Genomic DNA, 20958 nt, shown 5'->3' on the forward strand with positions numbered 1-20958 from the left:
GCTTGTTCCCTATAATGCGCGGTTCTTTGAATCACGTGACGACCAAAATCCATGGCCAAGAAGCTTTACATCGAAACCCACGGTTGCCAGATGAACGAGTACGACAGCTCGCGCATGGTCGATCTGCTGGGCGAACATCAGGCCCTGGAAGTCACCGCCCGCGCCGAAGACGCCGACGTGATTCTGCTCAACACCTGCTCGATCCGCGAACGTGCACAGGACCGGGTGTACTCGCAGCTCGGCCGCTGGCGCGAACTGAAACTGGCCAACCCGGACATGGTGATCGCCGTCGGTGGTTGCGTGGCCAGCCAGGAAGGTGCGGCGATCCGTGATCGCGCCCCGTATGTCGACGTGGTCTTCGGCCCGCAGACCCTGCACCGTCTGCCGGAAATGATCGACGCCGCACGCAGCAGCAAGTTGCCGCAAGTCGACGTCTCGTTCCCGGAAATCGAAAAATTCGACCACCTGCCCGAGCCGCGCATCGACGGCCCGAGCGCCTACGTGTCGGTGATGGAAGGTTGCAGCAAGTACTGCACGTTCTGCGTGGTGCCTTACACCCGTGGCGAAGAAGTCAGCCGGCCGTTCGATGACGTGATTGCCGAGATCATTCATCTCGCCGAGAACGGCGTGCGTGAAGTGACCTTGCTCGGACAGAACGTCAACGGTTATCGCGGTACGACTCATGACGGTCGCCTGGCCGATCTGGCCGAGCTGATCCGCGTGGTCGCCGCTGTCGACGGCATCGACCGCATCCGCTACACCACTTCGCACCCGCTGGAGTTCTCCGACAGCCTGATCCAGGCCCACGCCGAAGTGCCGGAGCTGGTCAAACACCTGCACTTGCCGGTGCAGTCGGGTTCCGACCGGATCCTCGCGGCGATGAAGCGCAACCACACCGCGCTGGAGTACAAATCCAAGCTGCGCAAACTGCGCGCTGCGGTACCGGGCATCTGCATCAGTTCGGACTTCATCGTCGGCTTCCCTGGCGAGACCGAAAAAGACTTCGAACAGACCATGAAGCTGATTGCCGACGTCGGCTTCGACTTCTCCTACTCGTTCGTCTATAGCCAGCGCCCGGGCACGCCGGCGGCCGATCTGGCCGATGACACCCCGGAGGAGCTGAAGAAAGAACGCCTGAACGCCTTGCAGCATCGTTTGAATCAGCAAGGGTTCGAGATCAGCCGACAAATGGTCGGTTCGATCCAGCGCATTCTGGTCACCGACTACTCGAAGAAAGATCCGGGCGAGCTGCAAGGGCGTACCGAGAATAATCGTATCGTCAACTTCCGCTGCGATAATCCGACCCTGATCGGCCAGTTCGCCGATGTGCACATCGATGCGGCGCAACCGCACTCGCTGCGCGGCTCGTTGATCCAGTAACACCGCGCGTCTTCTGTGGCAGGGCTGTTGTGGTGAGGGGATTTATCCCCGATGGTTGGCGCAGCCGACCCAAAGCTGAAGTTGCGGTGAATCTGCCATAACGAGAGCTCTGGTTTTGGGGCCGCTCCGCGGCCCATCGGGGATGAATCCCCTCGCCACAGATAACTCCACCCGCCATAGAAAGGCGCTCCAAACTCGCATCGATATTTAAGAGCTTTCGCACCCACGCCACTGGCGTTATCCTTGATTTCATCTTAATTGCCCCAGGGCGGCTAAATACGACCTTGAACGCACCCATAGAACCACATCGTTTTATCCTCGAGCCCTTTGAGGCTCGCCGCTTCGCCAATCTGTGCGGGCAATTCGACGAGCATCTGCGCTTGATCGAACAGCGCCTGGCCATCGAGATCCGTAATCGCGGAAACCAGTTCGAGCTGATCGGCGACCCCAAGCACACCACGTCTGCGGAAAACCTGCTGCGCCGCCTGTACCGCGAAACCAAGGGTACCGAGCTGTCGCCAGACATGGTGCACCTGTTCCTCCAGGAATCGGCCGTGGTCGAACTGGACAACCACGCCCCCGCCGAAGCCTCCGTCGCCCTGCGCACCAAGAAAGGCATGATTCGCCCACGCGGCTTGAATCAGCTGCGCTACGTGAAGGAAATCCTCGGCAACGACATCAACTTCGGCATCGGTCCGGCCGGTACCGGCAAGACCTATCTGGCTGTGGCTTGCGCCGTCGATGCCCTGGAGCGCGAGCAGATCCGCCGCATCCTGCTGGTGCGTCCGGCGGTTGAAGCCGGTGAAAAACTCGGCTTCCTGCCCGGCGATCTCGCCCAGAAGATCGACCCGTACCTGCGCCCGCTGTACGACGCCCTCTACGAAATGCTCGGCTTCGAATACGTGGCCAAGCTGATCGAGCGCCAGGTGATCGAAGTCGCGCCGCTGGCCTACATGCGCGGTCGGACGCTGAACAACAGCTTCATCATTCTCGACGAAAGCCAGAACACCACCGTCGAGCAGATGAAAATGTTCCTGACCCGGATCGGCTTTGGCTCCACCGCGGTCATCACCGGCGACATCACCCAGGTCGACCTGCCGCGCGGTACCAAGTCCGGGCTGCACCATGTGATCGAAGTGCTCAAGGACGTTCCTGGCATCAGCTTCACCCACTTCCAGCCCAAAGACGTCGTGCGCCATCCGTTGGTGCAGCGGATCGTCGAGGCCTACGAGCGCTTCGAGACCCGTGCCGAAGCCGCCAGGGAAACCTCGCGCGATGCTTGAGCTGGATCTGCAAATCGCTACTGAAGCGAACGCCCCGAGTGAAGCCGACTTCCGCAAATGGTGCGAACTGGCCCTGCGCCAGCGCAGCGCCGACTCGGAAATGACCATTCGTCTGGTTGACGAGGAAGAAGGTCGTGAGCTCAATCACACCTGGCGCCACAAGGATTACGCGACCAACGTCCTGTCGTTCCCGGCCGAAGTCCCGGACGAGTTTCTCGATATCCCGCTGCTTGGCGATCTGGTGATCTGCGTGGCCGTGGTCGAGCGCGAAGCTGCCGAACAAGGCAAGGAACTCCAGGCCCATTGGGCACATCTAGTCATTCACGGCTGCTTGCATCTGCTCGGTTACGACCATATAGATGACGACGAAGCCGAAGAAATGGAAGCACTGGAACGCGAGTTGCTTGCCGAACTGGGCTATCCCGATCCGTACGCGGACGACGAAGCCGAAACATCCCCTATCGTTACAACAAAGGATTCAGAGTAATCGCTATGAGCGAAGATCGATCGAGCAACGGGCAGAAGTCATGGCTGGGTAAACTGACCCAGGCTTTTGCCCACGAGCCGAAGAACCGTCAGGAGCTGCTTGAGCTGCTGCGTGATGCACATCAGAACAAACTGCTGGACAGCGAAGCGCTGGCCATCGTCGAAGGCGCCATTCAAGTGGCTGACCTGCAAGTACGCGACATCATGGTGCCGCGCTCGCAGATGATCAGCATCAAGGCGAACCAGACACCCCGTGAATTCCTCCCGGCCGTGGTCGACTCGGCCCACTCGCGCTATCCGGTCATCGGCGAAAGCCACGACGACGTGATGGGCGTGCTGCTGGCCAAGGATCTGCTGCCGCTGATCCTCAAGGAGAACGGCGACAGCTTCAACATCAAGGACCTGTTGCGCCCGGCCACCTTCGTGCCGGAGTCCAAGCGTCTGAACGTGTTGCTGCGTGAATTCCGCGCCAACCACAACCATATGGCCATCGTCATCGACGAATACGGCGGCGTGGCCGGGTTGGTGACAATTGAAGACGTGCTGGAACAGATCGTCGGCGACATCGAAGACGAGCACGACGTCGAAGAAGACAGCTACATCAAGCCGCTGCCCAGCGGTGACTTCCTGATCAAGGCCCTGACACCGATCGAGAACTTCAACGAGTTCTTCGACAGCGAATTCTCTGACGACGAGTTCGACACCGTCGGCGGTCTGGTGATGAGCGCGTTCGGGCACTTGCCAAAACGCAACGAAATCACTGAAATCGGCGCCTATCGTTTCCGCATCCTGAACGCCGACAGCCGTCGGATTCATTTGCTGCGACTGACCCCTATCGCCCGGTAAGAAATCTAAGGATTGAAATGCGCTGGACAACCCGCCCCGGCTGGCCCGGTAACCTGCTGGCCGTGGCGGCCGGTGCAATCACCACCTTCGCCCTCGCCCCGTTCAACATCTGGCCGCTGGCTTTGCTCGCGGTCGGCCTGTTCTACGCCGGCCTGCGCGAGCTGAAACCGCGTCAGGCACTGGGCCGTGGCTGGTGCTTCGGTTTCGGCCTGTTCGGCGCCGGTACCAGCTGGATTTACTACAGCATCCACCATTTCGGTGGCGCGTCGGTGCTGCTGGCCGGGTTCCTGATGCTGCTGTTTACCGCAGCGATCGCGCTGTTCTTCGCCCTGCCCGCCTGGGTCTGGGCGCGCTGGTTGCGCCGCAACGAGGCACCGTTGGCCGATGCGCTGGCGTTTGCCGCGCTGTGGGTCGGCCAGGAAGCGTTTCGTGGCTGGTTCCTCACCGGTTTTCCGTGGCTCTACTCCGGCTACAGCCAGCTCGACGGCCCATTGGCCGGACTCGCGCCGGTCGGTGGCATGTGGCTGGTGTCGTTCGTGCTGGCGCTGACTGCGGCACTGATCTACAACGCACCGCGCCTGCTGCAATCCGGTCGCAAAGGCTTTATCGCGGCCGGTTTGCTGTTGCTGGTCGGGCCTTGGGTAGCCGGTATTGCGCTCAAGGGCCACGCCTGGACCAGTCCGTCCGGCCCGGCACTGAGCGTCGCCGCGATTCAGGGCAACGTCGAACAAAGCATGAAATGGGATCCGGCGCAGCTTAACGCGCAACTGGCGCTGTACCGCGACCTGAGTTTTCGCTCGAAGCCGGTGGATCTGCTGATCTGGCCGGAAACCGCCGTGCCGGTGCTCAAGGAGTCCGCCGAGGGCTACCTGAACATGATGGGTAACTTCGCCGCCGAGCGTAAATCGGCGCTGATCACCGGGGTGCCGATCCGCGAGACGGTTCGCCATGAAAAACGCTTCTTCAACGGCATCACCGTGGTCGGCGAAGGCGATGGCACATACCTCAAGCAGAAACTGGTGCCGTTCGGTGAGTACGTACCGTTGCAGGATCTGTTGCGCGGGTTGATTGCGTTCTTTGATTTGCCGATGTCCGACTTCGCTCGCGGGCCGGCGGATCAGGCGTTGCTGCAGGCCAAGGGTTATCAGATCGCGCCGTTCATCTGCTACGAAGTGGTGTACCCGGAATTCGCCGCTGGGCTGTCGGCACGCAGCGATCTGCTGCTGACGATCAGCAACGACACCTGGTTCGGCACCTCGATCGGCCCGCTGCAACACCTGCAAATGGCGCAAATGCGCGCACTTGAGGCAGGCCGCTGGATGATCCGCGCTACGAACAATGGCGTGACCGGACTGATCAACCCGTTCGGGCAGATCACCGAGCAGATCCCGCAGTTCGAACAGGGCATTCTGTATGGCGAAGTGGTGCCGATGCACAACCTGACGCCGTACCTGCAATGGCGTTCGTGGCCGCTGATCATCGTCTGTGTGCTGCTGTTTGGCTGGGCGCTGATGGCGAGCCGGATGTCGAAAACCCTTTAAAAAGCTTCGCGAGCAAGCCCGCTCCCACATTTGGAATGCAATTCAAATGTGGGAGCGGGCTTGCTCGCGAATGGACATCAGCAGCACCCAATCAATCAGGGTTGGCATCACCCCGGTAAAACAACGAATACCCCACCTGCCCCACCGCCTCATTCAGCAACTGCCCGCTCTGCCAGATCGACTTGAACTCCGGCAGCCAGCCACCAAAAGGGCGCGCATTATCGGTCCCGAGAAACCCAACGGGCGCCGGCACCACTTCGAATCCTGCCTGCTGGAAACACCACACGGCGCGCGGCATGTGCCAGGCCTGCGTGACCACCACGACGCGCTTGATGCCTTGGGGCAACAAGATGTCGGCGCTGAATTTGGCGTTTTCCCAGGTGGTACGGCTCTCGCCTTCCTGCCAGCGCGTGGTCACGCCAAAATCATCGCGCAACGAATCGGCCATCAGCTTCGCCTCGGTCGGCGGCGTGCCGTAATGCAGGCCACCGCTGGTCAGAATCGGTAGCCCGGAGGCTTTGGCCAATCGCGCCGCATAGCGCTGACGCTCCAGCCCCACGCCGGTTGGCTGGTCCTCGCCCCAGGCCAGATCGCCGCGCTCGCGCCCGGAACCCAGCACCACGATGGCATCGGCGCGCTGCGCCAATATCGACCACGACTCACGGGGCAGCGGCGGCTCACGCTCCAGCGCTTTGGCGCCCCATTGCACCACCACCGGCAGGCTCATCAGCCAGAAACCACCCAGGCCAAGGGCAAAACACAGGCCGGCCAGCCGTGGCCGGGAGCGACGCAGCCACCAGGCGAGCAGCAACAGCAGCAAAAGAATGCCGGGCGGCAAGAGCAGTTGTTTGATGAAGTAACGAAAAGGCATCGGGGCATCTCCAGAGATGCCCGAAGCCTAAGAGTGTTAATGAAACGTTACAACCGATAGGTAGGATCCTGTTGGAAAAGATCCGTTATTTGACCTGCCATGCGTTTACTTGGCCTGCACAGAACGAACCTTGACGGTGTCTCTGCCGGGCGCCTTGTCCTTGAGCCAGATGACCTTGGCCGATTGTGGTGCATCGAGCTGCTTCACTGCCTGTGACAAGCTGCCATGCGACTCACGTTCACTACGATCCAGATAGGCCTTGACCAGTTTGAACTCGGCGGGGCTCAAGCCACGCAATTCCAGTTCCACGGGGCGCTCGTCGCGCAGCCGGCCAGCGGTTTTGGCAGCGTCGAGCGCCATGCCCAGACGATCCATCAACCGTTCGTACAACTCGGGTTTCGTCACGTTTTTTTGCCGTTGCTCCACCATCCCTCACCTCATTGAAGATAAGACTCACTCCCCAATAAGAGCTTAGCTTCGCTGCACAAACCGGCTGAACGCCGCGACCAACGGCCCTCGCCACGGTTTTCCGGGGCCAGACAGCTGTAATCAGGGTTTCCCTAGGCCAAGCGCGGTCATGTATGCTACGGCGCTTCCTGTCATTCCACTTCCAGCCTGTCCGGAGCATCCCCCGGAGGGCGCGTTGAAGAGGATTAGGCCACCCCTATCCAGTACAAAAGTAGCCATGCACGAACAATATCAGCCCCGTGAAATCGAAGCCGCCGCCCAGTCGTTCTGGGACGAGCAAAAGTCCTTTGAAGTCAGTGAACAGCCAGGCAAGGAAACCTACTACTGCCTGTCGATGTTCCCTTACCCCAGCGGCAAGCTACACATGGGGCACGTGCGCAACTACACCATCGGCGACGTGATCTCCCGCTACCAGCGCATGCAAGGCAAGAACGTTCTGCAACCAATGGGTTGGGACGCCTTCGGCATGCCGGCGGAAAACGCCGCGATGAAGAACAACGTGGCACCCGCCAAGTGGACCTACGAAAACATCGCCTACATGAAGTCCCAGCTGCGCAGCCTGGGCCTCGCGGTGGACTGGTCGCGTGAAGTGACCACCTGCAAGCCGGATTACTACCGCTGGGAACAATGGCTGTTCACCCGCCTGTTCGAAAAAGGCGTGATCTACCGCAAGAACGGCACCGTGAACTGGGACCCGGTCGACCAGACCGTGCTGGCCAACGAACAAGTGATCGACGGGCGCGGCTGGCGCTCCGGCGCGCTGATCGAAAAGCGCGAAATCCCGATGTACTACTTCAAGATCACCGCTTACGCGGATGAGCTGCTGGAGAGCCTCGACGAACTGACTGGCTGGCCGGAACAGGTCAAGACCATGCAGCGCAACTGGATCGGCAAATCCCGCGGCATGGAAGTACAGTTCCCGTACAACGTCGACTCGATCGGCGAAGCAGGCACCCTCAAGGTCTTCACCACCCGTCCGGACACCCTGATGGGCGCGACCTACGTTGCCGTGGCAGCCGAGCACCCGCTGGCCACCCAGGCAGCGCAGAACAACCCAGAGCTGCAAGCCTTCATCGCCGAATGCAAGGGCGGCAGCGTGGCTGAAGCCGACGTCGCCACTCAAGAGAAAAAAGGCCTGCCGACCGGCCTGTTCGTCGAGCACCCGCTGACCGGTGAAAAACTTCCGGTCTGGGTCGCCAACTACGTGCTGATGCACTACGGCGACGGCGCCGTGATGGCAGTTCCGGCGCACGACGAGCGCGATTTCGAATTCGCCCACAAGTACAACCTGCCGGTGAAATCGGTGGTGCGCACCAGCTCCGGTGACACCAACCCGGCTCCGTGGCAAGACGCCTACGGCGAGCACGGCACGCTGATCAACTCCGGCGAGTTCGACGGCCTGGACTTCACCGGCGCCTTCGACGCCATGGAAGTCGCCCTGATCAAGAAAAACCTCGGCGCCTCGCGCACCCAGTTCCGCCTGCGCGACTGGGGCATCAGCCGTCAGCGCTACTGGGGCTGCCCGATCCCGATCATCCACTGCGCCACTTGCGGTGACGTGCCGGTGCCGGAAGACCAGTTGCCGGTGGTGCTGCCGGAAGACGTGGTGCCGGACGGCGCCGGTTCGCCGCTGGCGCGCATGCCGGAATTCTACGAGTGCAGTTGCCCGAAATGCGGCCAGCCTGCCAAGCGTGAAACCGACACCATGGACACCTTCGTCGAGTCCTCGTGGTACTACGCCCGTTACGCCTCGCCGCACTTCGAAGGTGGCCTGGTGGAAAAATCCGCGGCCGACCACTGGTTGCCGGTGGATCAGTACATCGGTGGCATCGAACACGCCATTCTTCACCTGCTGTACGCGCGTTTCTTCCACAAGCTGATGCGTGACGAAGGTCTGGTCAGCTCCAACGAGCCGTTCAAGAACCTGCTGACCCAGGGCATGGTGATCGCCGAAACTTACTACCGTCGCGAAGCCAACGGTGCCTACACCTGGTTCAACCCGGCGGACGTGGAACTCGAGCGTGACAGCAAGGCCAAGGTCATCAGCGCCAAACTGAAATCCGACGGCCTGCCGGTGGAAATCGGTGGCACCGAGAAAATGGCCAAGTCGAAGAACAACGGCGTCGACCCACAGTCGATGATCGATCAGTTCGGCGCCGACACCTGCCGCCTGTTCATGATGTTCGCTTCGCCGCCGGACATGAGCGCCGAATGGTCGGACTCCGGCGTTGAAGGCTCGCACCGTTTCCTCAAGCGCGTCTGGCGTCTGGCGCAGGCCCACGTCACCCAAGGCCTGCCGGGCAAGCTGGACATCGCCGGCCTGAACGACGAGCAGAAAGCTGTGCGCCGCGCCATCCACCTGGCCATCAAACAGGCCAGCCATGACGTCGGCCAGAACCACAAATTCAACACCGCCATCGCTCAGGTGATGACGCTGATGAACGTGCTGGAAAAAGCCGCGCAAGGCTCCGAACAGGAACGCGCGCTGATTCACGAAGGTCTGGAAGCCGTGACGTTGCTGCTGGCTCCAATCACGCCGCACATCAGCCATGAGCTGTGGAATCAACTGGGCCACGCTGACCCGGTGATCGATGCCGGCTGGCCTGCGGTCGATGAAAGCGCACTGGTGCAGGACAGCCTGCAACTGGTCATTCAAGTGAACGGCAAGCTGCGTGGCCAGATCGAAATGCCGGCCAGCGCCACCCGCGAAGAAGTTGAAGCGGCGGCCCGCGCCAACGAAAACGTGCTGCGTTTCGTCGACGGTCTGACCATTCGCAAAGTGATCGTTGTACCAGGGAAACTGGTTAACATCGTCGCCAGCTAAATTGGATTGGGCGTCAGGTTCGCCTGACGCACTGTAAAACCTTTCGGGCCGCAGGGTCGGCCCACATGGTTTCAAGGGGAGCAACACAATGATCAAACGCAATCTGCTGGTGATGGGCCTCGCCGTTCTGCTGAGCGCCTGCGGTTTCCAGCTGCGTGGCACCGGCACCAACGAACTGTCGATCAAGGAGCTCGATCTGAGCGCCCGTAACGCGTATGGCGAGACCGTCACCCAACTGCGTCAGGTGCTCGAGTCCAGCGGCGTCAAGGTCTACAGCGGTGCACCGTACAAGCTGTATCTGGCTGACGAACAGGAAAACCAGCGCATCCTCAGCTACGCCGGCGCCGGTCGTACGGGTGAGTACCAAGTGACCACCGTGCTGAACTACGACATCGTAGGCGAACACAATCTGAACCTGCTGAGCGACAAGCTTGAAGTGCAGAAAGTGTTCATCCACGACGGCAACAACCTCGTCGGCTCCGATCAGGAAGCCAACGACGCCCGTCGCGAAACCCGTCGCGAACTGGTTCAGCGCATGATGCTGCGCCTGCAACAGCTGACGCCGGGCCAACTGCAGCAATTGCAGCAAGCGGCCAACGACCGTGCCCGGGCTGAAGCCGACGCGCTGAAGGCGGCACAGAAAGCTGAAGCGGAAACCCCGCGTCAGTCGCCGCTCGAACTGCCGCAGCAGTAAGACGTACGGGGTGCTCAGGCGCCCCGTTCGCCCTCTCTTATGAAGCTCGCTCCCGCTCAACTCGGCAAACACCTGCAAGGCGCGCTCGCGCCCGTCTATATCATCAGCGGCGATGACCCGCTGTTGTGCCAGGAAGCCGCCGACGCCATTCGCAGTGCTGCCCGCCAGCAAGGTTTCGACGAACGCCAGGTGTTCGCCGCCGACGCCAATTTCGATTGGGGGACCTTGTTGCAGGCCGGCGCCAGCATGTCGCTGTTCGCCGAAAAACGCCTACTGGAACTGCGCCTGCCTTCGGGCAAGCCCGGTGACAAGGGCGCTGCCGCGCTGATCGAATACTGCTCGCGCCCCGCTGAAGACACGGTGCTGCTGATCAGCTTGCCCAAGCTCGACGGCAGTGCGCAGAAAACCAAGTGGGGCAAGGCCCTGGTCGAAGGCCAGCAGACCCAGTTCATCCAGATCTGGCCGGTGGATGCCAACCAGTTGCCGAGCTGGATTCGCCAGCGTCTGTCGCAAGCCGGTTTGTCGGCCAGCCAGGACGCGGTCGAACTGATCGCCGCACGCGTCGAGGGCAACCTGCTCGCCGCTGCGCAGGAAATCGAAAAGCTCAAGTTGATGGCCGAAGGTGGGCAGATCACCGTCGAAACCGTGCAGGCCGCAGTGGCCGACAGTGCGCGCTTCGACGTGTTTGGCCTGACCGACGCCGTGCTCAACGGCGAACCGGCCCACGCCTTGCGCATGCTTGAAGGCCTGCGCGGTGAAGGCGTCGAGCCACCGGTGATTCTCTGGGCACTGGCGCGGGAGTTGCGCCTGCTGACCAATATCTCGCTGCAGTACAGCCAAGGCACGCCGCTGGACAAGTGCTTCAGCCAGGCGAAACCGCCAGTCTGGGACAAGCGCAAACCGCTGATGAGCAAAGCCCTGCAACGCTACTCGGCGCAACGCTGGGCGCAGTTGTTGCTCGAAGCCCAGCGCATCGATGCGCAGATCAAGGGTCAGGCCGCCGGTTCGCCGTGGATGAGCCTGAGCCGGTTGGCGCTGTTGATGTCCGGCCAGCGTCTTTCACTGCCCGCCGAGTAAGACGTTCAACCGCATAACGCCCTTTCGCGAGCAAGCCCGCTCCCACAGTCGATCGCATTCACATGATAGAACTCGGTCGACTGTGGGAGCGGGCTTGCTCGCGAAGGCGTCAGAATATTCCTACGCAATAGAGGCTGGACAGACGCGCGGCTTCGGCAGATTATTCGCCCCGCAGCACCCACCTACCGAGAGAACCCTCATGAGCAAAAAGCCATCGAAACATGGCCCGAACAAGGCCAAATCCATCATCGCCCAACCCCTGTTCCGCAGTCGCCAGGAACGACCAGCCAAGGGTAAAGGCAGCTACCGCCGCGAAGCCTTCCAGTCTAATAGCTGGGAGGCTTCTTACTTTCTGGCTGCCTGAAGCACAGCACCCCCTGGTCATGTTAAGGTCTGCACCTGATTCGTATCCCCTGGAACTGTGCATGCCCTTCAGTCTTTCCCGTCGTTGGCCCATTCGCCAACTGATCGCTGCCTCCAGCTTCATTCTGCTTGTCGCCTGCGCGGAAAAACCTACCGCCGCCGATGCGCAACCCCTTCAAGCCGCCCCTGTCGCAACAGCCCCGGCAATCATCCCGCCGGTAGTGCCGTCCGCTGACCCGCTTGATCTTCAGCCAACCCAGACCTTTGCCGAATGGCAGGCGGGTTTCCGCAAGGATGCCTTGGCAGCCGGGATCCGCGCCGATCTGTTCGACCGCGCGTTTGCCAATGTCAGCTTCGATGCCAGTGTGATCAAAGCCGACCGCAGCCAGCCGGAGTTCTCTCGTCCAGTATGGGAATACCTCGATGGCGCCCTGTCGCCGCTGCGAGTGCGCAAGGGGCAGGCGCTGATCAGTCAGTACGCCGACATCCTGCAAAGCATCGAACAGCGTTATGGCGTGGATCGCCAGGCACTGGTGTCGGTATGGGGCATGGAAAGCAACTTCGGTCAGTTCCAGGGCAGCAAATCGGTGATCAACTCGCTGGCGACCCTGGCCTACGAAGGTCGTCGCCCCGCATTTGCTCATGCACAACTGATCGCGGCGCTGCAGATCCTGCAACAGGGCGACATCACGCCAGAAAAGATGCTTGGCTCGTGGGCCGGCGCGATGGGCCAGACCCAGTTCATTCCGACGACCTACAACACCCACGCCGTGGATTTCGACGGTGACGGTCGCCGCGACATCTGGAGCAGCCCGGCCGATGCACTGGCCTCCACCGCGCACTACCTGCAAAGCTCAGGCTGGCAGCGTGGTCAGCCGTGGGGCTTCGAAGTGCAACTGCCGAGCGGATTCAACTACACCCTGGCCGATGGCGCGATGCGCAAGACCGTTGCCGAATGGCGTCAACTGGGCGTGATCCTGCCTAATGGCGGTCAGGCCCCGGCCGGCTCGGAACAGCTGTCTGCCGCCCTGCTGCTGCCGGCCGGCTACCGTGGCCCGGCGTTCCTGATCCTCGATAACTTCCGGGCGATCCTCAAGTACAACAACTCGTCGTCCTATGCACTGGCAGTCAGCCTGTTGTCCGAGCGCTTCAATGGCGCAGGCCTGATCAATGGCACCTGGCCGAAAGACGATCTGCCACTGAGCCGCACCGAGCGTATCGAATTGCAGAACCTGCTGAGCGCGCGTAACTACGATGCGGGAACGGCGGACGGGATTATCGGCGCCAATACCCGCAAGGCGATCCGCAGTGCCCAGCAGTCGTTTGGCTGGCCGGCGGACGGCTATCCGACGCATAAGCTGCTTGAGAGCCTGCGCGCCCAATAGAAACACTGCCGTATGGCGGGTATCGCTTTCGCGAGCAGGCTCGCTCCCACAGTTAACAGTATTCCAATGTGGGAGCGAGCCTGCTCGCGAAGACTGACTGTCAGGCAATAACCGTTTCAGTCTTGATCACCACATCCTGTTCCAACATCAATTCCTTCTTCCCCGCATCCAGTCGAACCAGCGCCCCCATCGGCAGCGTCAGGTTCGGATCACAATGCCCGCTGCGCCACCCCGACAGCACCGGAATCCGTAACGGCTCGAACGTCTGCTTGAGCAAGCGGTTCAAAGCCTCGACATCGACCCCGGCGACATCCCCCACCAGCACACCGCGCAATCTGGCCAGCTTGCCGGCCAGACGCATCTGCGTGAGCAAACGGTCGATGCGATACAGCGGCTCGTTGACGTCCTCGATCAGCAGAATCACGCCCTCGACATCAATCTCATACGGTGTGCCCAGCGTTGCGGCGATCATCGCCAGATTGCCGCCGAGCAAACGCCCGTGCGCAATACCCGGTTCGACGGTGGTCAAGGGATAAGCCACCGGATGGCTCAACACACTCCCCGCCTTCAACTGACCGCGCAGCATGGCGAAGAATGAGGTGACGGTCGGCGGCTCCTTGTCGCCCAGCAGGTCGGCGTTGAGCAGCGGGCCGTGGAAGGTCACGAACCCGGCGTAGCGGCTGATCGCCAGATGCAGTGCGGTGATGTCGCTGTAGCCGACAAATGGCTTGGCGTGACGACTCAGCAGATCGTAATCGATCCGGTCCAGCAGGCGCGGCGTACCGTAGCCACCGCGCAGGCAAATGATCGCGTCGACTTCAGGGTCGGCGAACGCGGCATGCAGGTCGTTGAGGCGTACGTCATCGCTGCCGGCCAGATAGCCGTCCTTCTCGTAGACACCGGGGAACACTTTCAGCGCATACCCGCGGGCGCGCATCCACTGCACAGCCTTTTCCGTGTCCAGCGCACCGGGGCCAGCAGGGGCGATCACGCCGATCAGCCCTTCGGATGGCAGCGCCGGTACGGGTTTATGCGGAAAAAGGCTGTGGGTCGGTCGAACGGTCATCCATGGGTCTCCCTGTGTGAAGTCTTGCAGACACAGTAGTCAGGTCCAGAGACAAACAAAAGAGTGCGCGGCAGGCCCAAACAAAAATACCCGCCGAAGCGGGTATTTTTCGAGGCTATCAGCGCCGGATCAGGAACCGAGCAGTTCAGCCTTGACCAGTTTCGCCTGCTCGTCGGCGTGATACGAGGAACGTACCAGCGGGCCGGAAGCAACGTTCTTGAAGCCCATCTTGTAACCTTCCTCGGCGAACCAGGCGAAGGTGTCCGGGTGCACGAAACGCTGCACCGGCAAGTGGCTGCGCGACGGTTGCAGGTACTGGCCGAGGGTCAGCATGTCGATGTCGTGTTCGCGCATGCGCTTCATGACTTCGATGACTTCTTCGTCAGTCTCGCCCAGCCCCAGCATCAGGCCGGACTTGGTCGGAATGTGCGGCATCATCTGCTTAAAGCGTTGCAGCAGGGTCAGCGACCACTGGTAATCCGAACCCGGACGCGCAGCCTTGTACAGGCGCGGCACGGTTTCCAGGTTGTGGTTGAACACATCCGGCGGCTCGGCAGCGGTGATTTCCAGGGCGATGTCCATGCGGCCACGGTAGTCCGGGACCAGGGTTTCCAACTGCACGTTCGGCGACAGCTTGCGGATCTCGCGGATGCAGTCGGCAAAGTGCTGGGCACCGCCGTCGCGCAGGTCGTCGCGGTCAACCGAGGTGATCACCACGTACTTGAGCTTGAGGTCGGCAATGGCGATCGCCAGGCTCTCCGGCTCGTTGACGTCCAGTGGTTTCGGACGACCGTGGCCAACGTCGCAGAACGGGCAACGACGGGTGCAGATGTCGCCCATGATCATGAAGGTCGCGGTGCCGCCGGAGAAGCACTCGCCCAGGTTCGGGCAGGAGGCTTCTTCGCAGACGCTGTGCAGCTTGTGCTTGCGCAGCAGACTCTTGATCCGGTCGACTTCCGGCGAAACCGGGATGCGCACGCGAATCCAGTCGGGTTTCTTCGGCAGTTCGGTGGTCGGAATGATCTTTACCGGGATGCGTGCAACCTTCTCGGCGCCGCGCAGCTTGACGCCGGCTTCAACCTTGGGACGCGGGGCCGGGCGCTCGGTCACGTCGAGCGTCGGGATCATGGTTTGCACTGCATCAGTAGTCATATCAGTCGATTCCGCCCGTCAGGGTCGTCTGCTCAGCATAGTCGAGGTGTTTGACGAGCTGCGCGCGCAGCCGGGCACTTACCTCGGCAAATTCAATCGATCCTGCGTGATCGCTCAGCTGGGTCATCGCCAGCCCGGCATAGCCGCAGGGATTAATCCGTCGAAACGGCTCCAGGTTCATATCCACGTTCAGGGCCAGGCCATGAAAGGAGCAACCGTGGCGAATCCGCAAACCCAGAGAAGCGATTTTCGCTCCGTCGACGTAGACGCCGGGAGCATCTGGCTTGGCGGCGGCGGTGACGCCGTAGCTGGCCAGCAGTTCGATCAGGCACTGTTCCATGCGCGTGACCAGATCACGTACGCCGAAACCCAGCTTGCGCACATCCAGCAACAGGTAAGCCACCAATTGGCCCGGGCCATGATAAGTCACCTGCCCGCCGCGATCGACCTGTACCACCGGGATATCGCCCGGCAGCAACAGGTGTTCGGCCTTGCCGGCCTGGCCTTGGGTGAACACCGGAGGGTGCTCGACCAGCCAGATTTCGTCGGCGGCATCGCTGCCGCGTTCGTTGGTGAAGCGTTGCATGGCATGCCAGACCGGCTCGTAAGCCATCTGGCCAAGTTCGCGAAAGCCCAGCGTGCCCGGCATCACAACACCATGTGCACGAAACCGGAAGCCCGCAGTTCGCTGTTGATGTTGTACAGCTGATCCTGGTCTGTCGCGACGATGTGCAGCTGGATGGTGGTGTACTTGCCGTTGCTGCTTTGACGCTCGTCGATGCGCTCATCATTGATGGTTGCGTGTTTCTTGACGATGTCGATGATTTTGTCTTTGTTGCCGACGCCCGTATCGCTGATCACCTTAATCGGATAATCAGTCTGCGGAAATTCGATCTTTGGCGCCTTTACTTCGGTATCGGTCATGGCGTAACGGCCTCTAGAGCGCAAGCCGTGGTAACGCACATGGCCCCGCACCGGATCGGGGCGGGGCCATGCAGGTCAACACAAATCAGTTGAACAAGCCGTAGAAGAATAGACGGATGCTATCCCACATGCGGCGGAAGATACCACCCTCCTCGACAGCGTCCAGAGCGATCAGGTCAGCGCTGTGCACTACCTTGTCGTCCAGTTTCACTTCGACTTTACCGATCACGTCGCCCTTGGCGATTGGCGCGGTCAGTTGCGGGTTCATGGTCATGCTGGCAGCGAGCTTTTTCAGCTGGCCTTTTGGCAGGGTCATGGTCAGGTCTTCAGCCAGGCCGGCCTTGACTTGACTGGTGGTGCCTTTCCACACCGGGGCCTGAGCCAGTTCGGTGCCCTTCTGGTAGAAGGTCTGGGTTTCGAAGAAACGGAAACCGTAGGTCAGCAGCTTCTGGGTTTCAGCGGCACGCGCCACTTCGCTGTTGGTGCCGAACACCACGGCGATCAGACGCTGGCCATCACGTACAGCCGAGGACACCATGCAGTAGCCGGCTTCGTCGGTGTGACCGGTTTTCAGACCGTCAACGGTCTTGTCGCGCCACAGCAGCAGGTTGCGGTTAGGCTGCTTGATGCCGTTCCAGAAGAACTCTTTCTGCGAGTAGATCGCGTAGTGAGCCGGGTCTTCATGGATGATCGCACGGGCCAGGATCGCCATGTCGTGAGCCGACGAGTAGTGCTCAGGGTTCGGCAGACCGGTCGGGTTCATGAAGTGCGAGTTGGTCATGCCCAGATCGGCGACCGTCTTGTTCATCAGGTCGGCGAACGCGTCTTCGCTGCCGGCGATGTGCTCGGACAGCGCCACGCTGGCGTCGTTGCCGGACTGGATGATGATGCCATGCAGCAGGTCGCTGACGGTCACTTGCGAGCCGACTTTGATGAACATCCGCGAACCGCCGGTACGCCAGGCGTTTTCGCTGACAGTCACCGGGTCGTTCTCACCGATCTGGCCACGGCGGATTTCCAGCGTAGCGATGTACGCGGTCATCAGTTTGGTCAGGCTGGCTGGCGGCAGACGCTGGTCACCGTTGTTCTCCACCAGCACGTTGCCGCTGCTGGCGTCCATGAGCACGTAGGCTTTTGCAGCCAGTTGAGGTGGCGACGGCATCATCTCGGCCGCGAAGGCGGCTGGCGAGAGGAGCAGCGGGACTAGCAGACACAGGCGTTTGGCAAAGGTGGTGATGTTCATCCGTCTCTCGAAATCGCTAATGGAAACTTGCCCGAAGGCAAAACTATTCAGACAGCCTTCTAACGGGCCATCGCGTGTTCAGTTGCTCACTCCAGTCACCCTTGCCGGGCTTTTGTTCTTCGACGAGCCAACAACCTGGTCCACCCCCCAAAACCGCAAGTGAACCGTCAATCAAGTGCTACGTTTCTTACTCGGTGACCACGCTCGGCGAGCCGAGATTGGCCAGGCGCACACTGTTCTGCACCTGGGCGATCTCACCCGGCGAACCGATCGGCCCCAGGCGTACCCGGTGCAGGGTCTGCTGATTGCGCACGATCGAGCTGATGAACACCGGAGCGCTCACCATCCCGCTGAGCTTCGACCTCAGGAGTTCTGCAGCGTCCGGGTTGGCGAACGCGCCCACCTGCAGATACTGGCCAGACGCTGGTGCAGAAGCGTTTTTTTTTGCGCTGATCTGTACAGGGACAGTGTCAGAGGCATGTTGCTGCGGCGGCGGGGTCCACTGCTCGATGGTACCGGCCGACGCCGTGATCACCGGGGCGCTATTCTGCGCGACTTGCGGCTCGTTGAGCATCAGCGGCGCCGGACGGCCCTTGGCGGCCCACCATTGCTGCGGATCGATGCCCTCGACCTTGACCCGCGCGGTGCCGATTTCGGCATAACCGAGCTTCTTCGCGGCCGCGTAGGACAAGTCGATGATCCGGTCCGAATAGAACGGCCCGCGATCGTTGACCCGCAGGATCACGCTCTTGTTGTTGTCCAGGTTGGTCACCCGAACGTAACTTGGCAGTGGCAGAGTCTTGTGAGCGGCACTCATGCCGTACAGGTCATACACTTCGCCGTTGGCGGTGTTTTGCCCGTGGAACTTGGTGCCGTACCAGGACGCCGTGCCCGAGGCGACGTAGGTCTTGGATTCCTGCAACGGGAAATAGGTCTTGCCCAGCACGGTGTACGGGTTGGCCTTGTACGGGCCGGTGTGCAGGGTCGGCGTGGCGTCCGGGATCCGCGAAACATCGACATCCCACCACGGCGCGCCGTCTTTGTGCGCGCGGTTGATGTCCAGCCCCGGCTGCGCACGTACGGCGGTGGACGAGGTCTTCTGGGTTGGCGTGCGGCTGGTCGAACAGCTGGCGACCAGCACCGCCAACGCAGCGAAAGCCACCAGCTTCAGGGGTTTATTGATAGGCAATGCCCGCATTACTTGACGCCCCGTGCTTTTACCAGCTCTTCAGACAGTTGATGTACGGCCATGGCGTACATCACGCTGCGGTTATAACGCGTGATCGCGTAGAAATTCTTCAGGCCCATCCAGTATTCAGGGCCGTTGTCGCCTTCGAGGCGAAATGCAGTAACCGGCATATCATCGCGCAGCGCATCATGACTTGACCAGCCCAGCGCCCGCAACTCTCCGACCGTTTTCGTCGGCTCGATGCCGGTGGTCAGGCCTTCATCGACCTGCTCGCCGCGCACATCGGCGCGACTGACCACCGGTTCCCCGGCGACCCAGCCATGCCGTTTGAAGTAACTGGCCACGCTGCCGATCGCATCGTCCGGATTGGTCCAGATATTGATGTGACCGTCACCGTCGAAATCCACCGCATAGGCGCGAAAGCTGCTCGGCATGAATTGCGGCAAGCCCATCGCCCCGGCGTACGAGCCTTTGAGGGTCAATGGATCGACCTGTTCTTCACGGGCCAGCAGCAGGAACTCACGCAATTCCTTGCGGAAAAATTCGGCACGGGGAGGATAGTCGAAACCGAGCGTGGACAACGCATCAATCACCCGGTAATTGCCGGTATTACGTCCGAAAAAGGTCTCGACGCCGATGATCGACACGATGACTTGTGCCGGTACGCCGTATTCCTGCTCGGCACGGGCCAGCACGGCCTCGTGCTGGCGCCAGAAGTCCACACCACGGGCGATGCGCGCGTCGGTGATGAACATCGGGCGATATTCTTTCCACTGCTTGACCCGCTCGGCGGGTTTGGAGATGGCGTCGAGAATCGCCTGCTTGCGCTGCGCCTCGCGGAACACCGCCATCAGTTGCTCGCCGGCAAAACCGTAGTCGCGGGTCATTTCACCGACGAATTCGGCCACCTGCGGTGAGCCTTCGTAATCGCCGGCCAGCGCTTCCTGCGCGCTGCCAAGGATGCCGACCAGGCCGACCCACGGCGCGTAACGAGTCGCCCAGCTGCGCATGACTTGCATTGAACTCTTCACCTTATTCAAACCTGTGCGATCCACTTGCGATGCGTATGAATCGACATCAAAACCCCAAACGCTGACAGCAGTGTCACCAGCGAAGTTCCTCCGTAGCTAATGAAGGGCAACGGCACCCCCACCACCGGCAACAGGCCACTGACCATACCGATGTTGACGAAAACATAAACAAAAAACGTCATGGTCAGCGCGCCGGCGAGCAATTTGCCGAACAGCGTCTGCGCCTGGGCGGTAATCACCAGGCCGCGACCGATCAGCAACAGATAGATCAGCAGCAGCGCGCAGATGCCCACCAGACCGAACTCCTCGCCCAGTACGGCGATGATGAAGTCGGTGTGGCTTTCCGGCAAAAAGTCCAGGTGCGACTGGGTGCCCAGCAGCCAGCCCTTGCCGAACACGCCCCCGGAACCGATCGCGGCTTTCGACTGGATGATGTTCCAGCCGGTGCCGAGCGGATCGCTTTCCGGGTCGAGGAACGTGAGGATCCGCTGCTTCTGGTAGTCGTGCATAATGAAGAACCACATGGCGATCGCCACCGGTACGGCGGCGGCCAGCACGCTGAGGATCCAGCGCCAGCGCAGTCCGCCCATGAACAGCACGAACGCGCCGCCGGCCAGAATCAGCAGCGACGTGCCGAGGTCGGGCTGGCGCACGATCAGAATGAACGGCACACCGATCAGCATCAGGCTGATGCCGACGTGCTTGAGTTGCGGTGGCAGCGTGCGTTTGGACAGATACCAGGCAATCGTCGCCGGCATCAGAATCTTCATGAACTCCGAGGGCTGGAAGCGGATCACCCCGGGGATGTTGATCCAGCGAGTTGCGCCCATGGCGTTGTGGCCCATGATGTCCACCACCATCAGCAGCACCACGCCGACCACGTAACCGAGCGGCACCCAACGCGCCATGAACCGTGGTTCGAACTGGGCGATGACAATCATCGACACCAGGCCGATGCCGAACGACGTGGCTTGTTTGCCCAGCAGATCCCAGCTCTTGCCACTGGCCGAATACAGCACGAACAGACTGCCTGCGGCGAGGATCAGCAGCAGGATCAACAGCGGGCCATCGATATGCAGACGTTGCAGCAGCGTCGCCCGGCGACGCATCACATCCTCGCTGGAGAGCATGCGAT

20 protein-coding genes are annotated in these 20958 nt (G+C 61.1%); 10 read left to right on the forward strand and 10 right to left on the reverse strand.

Annotated features, from left to right (window positions below):
• Positions 1-51 precede the first annotated feature (51 nt).
• The 5 genes from miaB to lnt all read left to right on the forward strand — a co-directional run bounded on the left by miaB (position 52) and on the right by lnt (position 5536).
• Positions 52-1380, forward strand: a complete 1329-nt coding sequence (gene miaB / locus ACM6I7_RS26855; RefSeq protein WP_064589373.1) for a tRNA (N6-isopentenyl adenosine(37)-C2)-methylthiotransferase MiaB — start codon at positions 52-54, stop codon at positions 1378-1380.
• A gap of 284 nt (positions 1381-1664) precedes the next feature.
• A complete protein-coding gene (locus ACM6I7_RS26860) occupies positions 1665-2663 on the forward strand; it encodes a PhoH family protein (protein WP_097089326.1) in 999 nt (332 codons plus the stop codon).
• Positions 2656-3150 carry an rRNA maturation RNase YbeY gene (gene ybeY / locus ACM6I7_RS26865; protein ID WP_096795275.1) on the forward strand — a complete coding sequence of 165 codons (495 nt, stop codon included), beginning with the start codon at positions 2656-2658 and terminating at the stop codon, positions 3148-3150. The genes ACM6I7_RS26860 and ybeY overlap by 8 nt, the downstream gene beginning before the upstream one ends.
• A gap of 5 nt (positions 3151-3155) precedes the next feature.
• Positions 3156-3995, forward strand: a complete 840-nt coding sequence (locus tag ACM6I7_RS26870; protein ID WP_027612886.1) for an HlyC/CorC family transporter — start codon at positions 3156-3158, stop codon at positions 3993-3995.
• Positions 3996-4012: 17 nt separating this feature from the next.
• Positions 4013-5536, forward strand: a complete 1524-nt coding sequence (gene lnt, locus ACM6I7_RS26875; RefSeq protein ID WP_414889582.1) for an apolipoprotein N-acyltransferase — start codon at positions 4013-4015, stop codon at positions 5534-5536.
• A gap of 91 nt (positions 5537-5627) precedes the next feature.
• Here lnt and ACM6I7_RS26880 read toward each other — a convergent pair whose 3' ends face one another.
• Both ACM6I7_RS26880 and ACM6I7_RS26885 read right to left on the reverse strand, forming a co-directional pair.
• Positions 5628-6407, reverse strand: a complete 780-nt coding sequence (locus tag ACM6I7_RS26880) for a YdcF family protein (RefSeq protein WP_115988823.1) — start codon at positions 6405-6407, stop codon at positions 5628-5630.
• A gap of 105 nt (positions 6408-6512) precedes the next feature.
• A complete protein-coding gene (locus ACM6I7_RS26885; protein ID WP_095139203.1) occupies positions 6513-6836 on the reverse strand; it encodes a hypothetical protein in 324 nt (107 codons plus the stop codon).
• Between the two features lie 256 nt (positions 6837-7092).
• On the opposite strand from ACM6I7_RS26885, the gene leuS reads away from it, so the two are divergent.
• From leuS to ACM6I7_RS26910, 5 genes are all read left to right on the forward strand, one after another.
• Positions 7093-9699: a leucine--tRNA ligase gene (gene leuS / locus ACM6I7_RS26890; RefSeq protein WP_150368172.1), complete on the forward strand. Its 2607-nt coding sequence runs from the start codon at positions 7093-7095 to the stop codon at positions 9697-9699.
• 88 nt (positions 9700-9787) lie between these two features.
• The gene (lptE, locus tag ACM6I7_RS26895; RefSeq protein ID WP_007960576.1) at positions 9788-10393 is read left to right on the forward strand and encodes an LPS assembly lipoprotein LptE; all 606 of its coding nucleotides are present in this window, start codon (positions 9788-9790) and stop codon (positions 10391-10393) included.
• A 39-nt stretch (positions 10394-10432) separates the two neighbouring features.
• The gene (gene holA, locus ACM6I7_RS26900) at positions 10433-11470 is read left to right on the forward strand and encodes a DNA polymerase III subunit delta (RefSeq protein ID WP_414889583.1); all 1038 of its coding nucleotides are present in this window, start codon (positions 10433-10435) and stop codon (positions 11468-11470) included.
• A 199-nt stretch (positions 11471-11669) separates the two neighbouring features.
• Positions 11670-11834, forward strand: a complete 165-nt coding sequence (arfA, locus tag ACM6I7_RS26905; protein WP_115986894.1) for an alternative ribosome rescue factor ArfA — start codon at positions 11670-11672, stop codon at positions 11832-11834.
• Between the two features lie 61 nt (positions 11835-11895).
• Complete coding sequence (locus ACM6I7_RS26910) at positions 11896-13218, forward strand: lytic murein transglycosylase (RefSeq protein WP_414889584.1); 1323 nt, start codon at positions 11896-11898, stop codon at positions 13216-13218.
• Positions 13219-13318: 100 nt separating this feature from the next.
• On the opposite strand, the gene ACM6I7_RS26915 is transcribed toward ACM6I7_RS26910, so the two are convergent.
• From ACM6I7_RS26915 to rodA, 8 genes are all read right to left on the reverse strand, one after another.
• A complete protein-coding gene (locus ACM6I7_RS26915) occupies positions 13319-14284 on the reverse strand; it encodes a S66 peptidase family protein (protein WP_096796300.1) in 966 nt (321 codons plus the stop codon).
• A 129-nt stretch (positions 14285-14413) separates the two neighbouring features.
• Entirely contained in the window at positions 14414-15412 is a 999-nt protein-coding gene (gene lipA, locus ACM6I7_RS26920) for a lipoyl synthase (RefSeq protein ID WP_160768663.1), read from the reverse strand.
• A 25-nt stretch (positions 15413-15437) separates the two neighbouring features.
• On the reverse strand, positions 15438-16085 hold the full coding sequence (gene lipB, locus ACM6I7_RS26925; protein WP_027612894.1) for a lipoyl(octanoyl) transferase LipB: 648 nt from the start codon (positions 16083-16085) through the stop codon (positions 15438-15440).
• Positions 16085-16360 (reverse strand): DUF493 domain-containing protein, encoded by a 276-nt coding sequence (locus ACM6I7_RS26930; protein ID WP_027612895.1) that lies wholly within the window; start codon positions 16358-16360, stop codon positions 16085-16087. Before ACM6I7_RS26930 ends, lipB begins: the two co-directional genes overlap by 1 nt.
• Before the next feature lie 85 nt (positions 16361-16445).
• A complete protein-coding gene (locus ACM6I7_RS26935; protein ID WP_003228546.1) occupies positions 16446-17603 on the reverse strand; it encodes a D-alanyl-D-alanine carboxypeptidase family protein in 1158 nt (385 codons plus the stop codon).
• A 187-nt stretch (positions 17604-17790) separates the two neighbouring features.
• On the reverse strand, positions 17791-18801 hold the full coding sequence (locus ACM6I7_RS26940; protein WP_247268891.1) for a septal ring lytic transglycosylase RlpA family protein: 1011 nt from the start codon (positions 18799-18801) through the stop codon (positions 17791-17793).
• Positions 18801-19811 (reverse strand): lytic murein transglycosylase B, encoded by a 1011-nt coding sequence (gene mltB, locus ACM6I7_RS26945; RefSeq protein WP_007960589.1) that lies wholly within the window; start codon positions 19809-19811, stop codon positions 18801-18803. The genes ACM6I7_RS26940 and mltB overlap by 1 nt, the downstream gene beginning before the upstream one ends.
• Before the next feature lie 17 nt (positions 19812-19828).
• On the reverse strand, positions 19829-20932 hold the full coding sequence (gene rodA / locus ACM6I7_RS26950; RefSeq protein ID WP_047296919.1) for a rod shape-determining protein RodA: 1104 nt from the start codon (positions 20930-20932) through the stop codon (positions 19829-19831).
• Positions 20933-20958: the final 26 nt, after the last annotated feature.

Source organism: Pseudomonas sp. IT-93MI4 (genome assembly GCF_949767635.1).
Lineage (GTDB): Bacteria > Pseudomonadota > Gammaproteobacteria > Pseudomonadales > Pseudomonadaceae > Aquipseudomonas > Aquipseudomonas putida_A.